Annotated in this window: 6 protein-coding genes and 1 pseudogene; 2 read left to right on the top strand and 5 right to left on the bottom strand. The window is 64.0% G+C overall.

Annotation, left to right across the window (positions count from 1 at the left end):
- The first annotated feature begins 6 nt into the window (after window positions 1-6).
- A complete protein-coding gene (locus V6M39_RS09725) occupies window positions 7-939 on the top strand; it encodes a sigma-70 family RNA polymerase sigma factor (protein WP_332643622.1) in 933 nt (310 codons plus the stop codon).
- On the opposite strand, the gene coaE is transcribed toward V6M39_RS09725, so the two are convergent.
- The 4 genes from coaE to V6M39_RS09705 all read right to left on the bottom strand — a co-directional run bounded on the left by coaE (window position 936) and on the right by V6M39_RS09705 (window position 4,587).
- Window positions 936-1,568: a dephospho-CoA kinase gene (coaE, locus tag V6M39_RS09720; RefSeq protein ID WP_332643621.1), complete on the bottom strand. Its 633-nt coding sequence runs from the start codon at window positions 1,566-1,568 to the stop codon at window positions 936-938. The genes V6M39_RS09725 and coaE overlap by 4 nt on opposite strands.
- A gap of 10 nt (window positions 1,569-1,578) precedes the next feature.
- Window positions 1,579-2,394 carry an SH3 domain-containing protein gene (locus V6M39_RS09715; protein WP_332643620.1) on the bottom strand — a complete coding sequence of 272 codons (816 nt, stop codon included), beginning with the start codon at window positions 2,392-2,394 and terminating at the stop codon, window positions 1,579-1,581.
- 110 nt (window positions 2,395-2,504) lie between these two features.
- A complete protein-coding gene (locus tag V6M39_RS09710) occupies window positions 2,505-3,566 on the bottom strand; it encodes a phosphatase PAP2 family protein (protein ID WP_332643619.1) in 1,062 nt (353 codons plus the stop codon).
- A 52-nt stretch (window positions 3,567-3,618) separates the two neighbouring features.
- Window positions 3,619-4,587 (bottom strand): GlxA family transcriptional regulator, encoded by a 969-nt coding sequence (locus tag V6M39_RS09705; protein ID WP_332643618.1) that lies wholly within the window; start codon window positions 4,585-4,587, stop codon window positions 3,619-3,621.
- Window positions 4,588-4,681: 94 nt separating this feature from the next.
- Here V6M39_RS09705 and V6M39_RS09700 point away from each other — a divergent pair, with 94 nt between their 5' ends.
- The gene (locus V6M39_RS09700) at window positions 4,682-4,822 is read left to right on the top strand and encodes a hypothetical protein (protein WP_332643617.1); all 141 of its coding nucleotides are present in this window, start codon (window positions 4,682-4,684) and stop codon (window positions 4,820-4,822) included.
- A gap of 69 nt (window positions 4,823-4,891) precedes the next feature.
- Here the strand turns inward: V6M39_RS09700 and rpsA are convergent.
- Window positions 4,892-5,096, bottom strand: a pseudogene (rpsA, locus tag V6M39_RS09695) (30S ribosomal protein S1); the annotation flags it as partial.

Raw genomic sequence — 5,096 nt, 5'->3', positions numbered from 1 at the left:
GCGTTCATGAACACCAAGACTGAAGGCAAGGACAGCGTCGGCATGTACCTCGCCGAAATCGCTCGCACTCCCTTGCTCGACGCCGCACGAGAAGTCGAGCTCAGCAAGACCGTCGAGGCCGGGCTCTTCGCCCGCCACCTCCTCGCCGAGGGCCGGGTCGGCCGTCGCAAGGGTGGTGCGCCGAAGTCTGCCACCGAAGAAGAGCTGACCTGGCTAGCCGAGCAGGGCGATCTGGCCGTACAGGAATTCATCCAGGCCAACCTTCGCCTCGTCGTGTCGATCGCCCGCAAGTACGGACGTTCGGCCATGCCGATGCTCGACCTGGTCCAAGAGGGCAACACCGGACTGATCCGCGCCGTCGAGAAGTTCGACTATGCCAAGGGATTCAAGTTCTCGACGTATGCCACCTGGTGGGTACGTCAGGCGATCACTCGCGGCATCGCCCAGCAGGCCCGCGTCGTGCGTCTCCCGGTGCATGTTGTCGAGGAGCTCAACCAGGTGACGGCCGCGCGCCGCAACCTCGAGCGCCAGCTCGGCTACGACCCTGAGCCGCAGGAGATCGCTCTCGAGCTCGGCATGGACATCGACCGCGTCATCGACCTGATGGCCTGGGGACGTGACCACGTCAGCCTCGACTCACCTGTCGATGAGGACGGCGACACGTCGCTCGGTGACCTGATCGCCCGCGAGACCACACCTGGTCCCGACTTCGCCGTCCTGGACGACGAGTCACGCCAGCTGATCGCAACGCTGGTCGATCACCTCGGTGAGCGCGAAGCCGACATCGTACGAGCTCGCTACGGCCTGCTCGACGGACGCCAGCAGAAGCTTGCCGACATCGGAAAGCGACATGGCATCTCGGCCGAGCGCGTACGTCAGCTCGAGCGCGAGGCACTGGCCACACTGCGCCGGATCGCAGATCCGGACATAGCGGCCTAGTTGGTCGTGCCGTCGCGGCCTGCACCATCGGACGCGGCGGCTCTCAGCACGAGCTCGTCCCATACCCCCCCGACGATGGATTCGAGCTCGTCAATCGGACCGGTGTTGTCGATCACCAGATCGGCGGCACCGGTCCGTACTTCTCGGGATGCCTGCGTAGCGATGCGAGCCAGCGCCTCGTCCTCGGTCATGCCACGTGTCGACATGAGACGTTCGACCTGCACCTCGACCGGTACGTCGACGACGATCACGACCTCGCAGTAGGCGGCAGCGCCCATCTCCACGAGTAGAGGGTTGTCATGGATGACGATCGCATCATCGCCCGCAGCAACTTGCCGCTGAACCGCGAGATCACGGATCGCGGGGTGGGTGATGCCTTCGAGGTCCTTGCGCGCAGCGGCGTCAGCGAACACGACGGCACCGAGCGCGGGTCGGTCGAGCGTTCCGTCTGCCGCGATGACACCGGGGCCGAATCGTTCAGCGATCGCCGCAAGGGCTGGGCTGCCGGGCTCCACGACATCACGGGCGAGCTGGTCGTAGTCGATGATGACGGCCCCGTGAGACGCCAAGAGAGCGCTGACAGTGCTCTTGCCCGAGCCGATTCCACCGGTGAGCCCGACCGTCAGCACGTGCAGATCCCTACTGTGCAGCGTTGCCGTAGGTCGTGACGTGAATGTGGTCCATGTGGTTGGCGGTAGCTCCACCGCGATCACTCATTCCGCGCCATGCGCCGGAAGTGGACGGACGCCAGATGCGCTGACGCCAGATGAGGTACTCGATGCCGAGCTCGGCGCGGTGCTCCTGCAGGAACAAGGCGATCTCGTTGCCGAGATCAGTCGACACCATGATGTCGAGAGCCTGGCCAGTGGCGTGCTCGCCGCGGCCGGCGACACCGCCGTATCGCGTGACGCTGGGGAACAGAAGGCAGACAGCCCTGTGCACCTTGATCGTGTCCGGGCGCAGACCGGCCTCAGAACCGGATCCGGAAGCACACGGTGCCGTACCAAGTGGCATGTCCTTGGCAATTCCCTTGGCAAGGACCCAACGAGGCAGGTCCTTGTGGATGACCTGAGCCCAGTCGCCATCGGTGACTCCGGTGACTCGAACCCTGTCGCCAACTCCGAGCTTTGCGAGGACAGGAGACTTTTCGCCGGCGGCTGCGTGGACTTCGAGCACCTGCTGCGCGTACTGGTGGCCCTTGACGAGCTCGTCTGCTGCGGCTTCGTTCAGCAGCGGCGCACGGTCGGCACTGCGGCTGACGTCTGCTGCACCCTGGTCGATCGACGCGGCGATCAGATCGGGCTTGGACGCCGAGATCGCGGGAAGGTCATCGCTGAGTGCGACTGCCGTACCTGCCGTAACAATGGCCATCATCCCGATCGTCGGGATGATGTGCGAAGCAACGCGTCGCCCGATTGCGGGCTTTGCAGCATGCCTGTGGCGTGAAACTGCCACGGTATGACCACCTAGGGATTGACGACTGTCGGATCAGCTATCGAGTGAACCATACTTCGTCGAGCGGTTCACATTGATCGCGACATCGCCCGCTTAGCGGGTGACAGAGGTCACGAAAGGCCCTGCCTGGAGGCCAAATCATGCGCGGCGGCACGTTTTGGCCGTGCTGTGCTCGTTGGCTCGTCCCGTTTCGTATCCTCTGGAGCCGCGAAACGCTCGGCTACCCATGCCGCGACGATGCCGACCAGCAGGCCGGCAATCACGTCTGACACGTAGTGCCACCCGAAGTACACCGTCGCGATCATGGTGATCACCAGGAATGCGCGCAGGGACTGAACCAGCGCGCGATGCAAGCCCGCACGGTGGGCCACAATGCACGCTGTCGTCGCGATGGCGACATGGAGGGAAGCGAACGCGGCGATGTTCTGGACCGTATGAGTGGTGGCCGGGTCGGCGAGCACCTCAAGCCGTTCGGTCCACATGGACTCCTGGAGAGATGTCGTCCAGGTGTGGGTCAGCCCAGCGAAGTCCGCTGGGCGGTCATAGATCGGCCCGAGGGTCGGGAGAGCGTAGTTGAGGATGACGCCAATGATCCAGTCGAGCGAGACAGCCGTGACCCACCATGAGCTGACGCGGTCACGCCGGGCCCACACGAGAGCAACGGCGAGTGATGCCGGCAGGGCGACGATCCACACGATGTAGAAGAACGAGAGCACATGTGCCGCAATGTCGGTGCCCAGCAGGTCATGGAGCAGCACGGTCGGACGATGGCCCCCGAACATGGCCTGATCGAGCCGATCCAGCTTGGTGTCATAGAGCTCGTGATGAGCGAACGGCACCATGCCCTTGAGATTGCGAATGGATGCATACGTGACGTACCAGCCGACCAGTCCTACGAGCATGAACCGCAGGCTGGCAAGCTGCCAACGCTCGCGAGTCACCTCGACGATCGACTCACGGACAGATCTCCACGACGAAGCGCGAATAACTGCGCGCGGCACGATGTCGAGGAGCAATGCCAGCAGGACGATTGCAGGCAGTCGAACGTAGGTCGGACCGGTCGAGCCATCGGGATCGCGCAGAGGCAGGTCGACGTACCACGCGACCATCGCCGCAGCGATGAAACTCGCAACGGCGAGCGCGCTACTGAGCTCTAGACCTGTTCTGCGCACGAGTTGAGGGTAACGTTTTGGACTCCAAGTTGCATTGCGGGTAGTGCGCGTTCTACGCGCCAACCCCGACCGGTTCGACGCTGCTGAACGTCTTGCGGTACTGCTGCGGCGTGGTTCCGCGAGCGGCGGTGAAGTGATGGCGCAACGTTGCTGCGTTGCCGAATCCGACCCTCGTCGCAATCTGTTCGACCGCGAGAGTGGAGTTCTCAAGCATCTCCTCGGCGAGGTGCAGCCGCTGAGTCGTTAGCCACTGCAGCGGTGTCGTACCGGTCTCATCGCGGAAACGACGCGCGAACGTACGCGGTGACATGTGCGCCTGGGCTGCGAGCCGCTCGACGGACAGCGGCTCGTCGAGGTGATCGACCGCCCACGCCAGCAGGGGCGACAGCGTGTCGCACTCAGTCTGGCCCATGGGCGTACGGACGAACTGCGCCTGTCCCCCATCACGATGCGGAGGTACGACGATACGACGCGCTGTCGAGGCTGCGACCTTGGCGCCGAAGGTCTGCCGCATCAGGTGCAGCGAAGCGTCGATACCGGCAGCTGAGCCGGCGCCGGTCAGGATGTTGCCGTCCTGTACATAGAGCACCTCAGGGCGAACGATCGCCTTGGGATACATGCGTGCGAGGTGGTCACCGTAGCGCCAGTGCGTCGTGCACTCACGGCCGTCGAGCAGACCAGCCTCGCCCAGCATGAACGCCGCAGAGCAGTGGGCGTAGATGATCGCACCGCGCTCGAAGGCGGCGTTGGCGACGTCCATCACCAGCGGGTCGTGGTCGAGGAACTCGTGCTTGGGCGAGAAGCAGACCAGATCCGCGTCGAGCGTTGCTTCGAGCCCCAGGTCGACGTGCAGGTCAAAGCCGGAACGGCCGCGCACCCGACCTGGGCGCGGCGTGCAGACGCGGAAATCGAACACCGGGTTGTCGTCCTCCGGGTGATAGGGCTCGCCCCACACCTCCACGATCGAACCGAGGCCGAAAGGCTCGGCACCGTCCTGGACGATTACGGCAACTGTCTTCATACGCTGAAGCCTTCCACAGATGTGGCAGTAAATCAACGAATGGTGGCATTCCTGCCACTGGTGGCGCGATCTTCACAGGAGCAGAATTACTGCCATGAACATCGTATTGATCGTCCTCCTGGTGACTGCCGCTGGAGCTGTGCTCGCTGCACAGATCCGCAAAGACGGGTTGGGAACCCGCCCCGGACCGCGAAGCCACTACGACTCGTTCGGCCCTCGCTCCCTCACGAACTAGCTTCGCTCCGCTCACGAACGCAAGAACCCCCGATCCAGTGGATCGGGGGTTCTTGTCTGGAACGGGTGATTACTCAGCGCCGCCCGTGAGCTTCTCGCGAAGTGCCTGCAGGGCCTCGTCGGAGGCAAGCGAGCCCTCCTGCTGAGGAGCATCCTCGCCGGCAGCCGTGTCGGAGGAGTAGTTGGCAGCTTCGCTGGCCTCGACTCCGGCCTTCTCAGCCTCTTCGATCTGCTTCTTGTGCGCTTCCCAGCGCTCGTGAGCCTCGGCGTACTGC

The organism is Aeromicrobium sp. (assembly GCF_036675695.1).
Taxonomy (GTDB): domain Bacteria; phylum Actinomycetota; class Actinomycetes; order Propionibacteriales; family Nocardioidaceae; genus Aeromicrobium.
The sequence above is the reverse complement of the archived record's forward strand: the minus strand, read 5'-3'. Positions and strand labels throughout refer to the sequence as shown.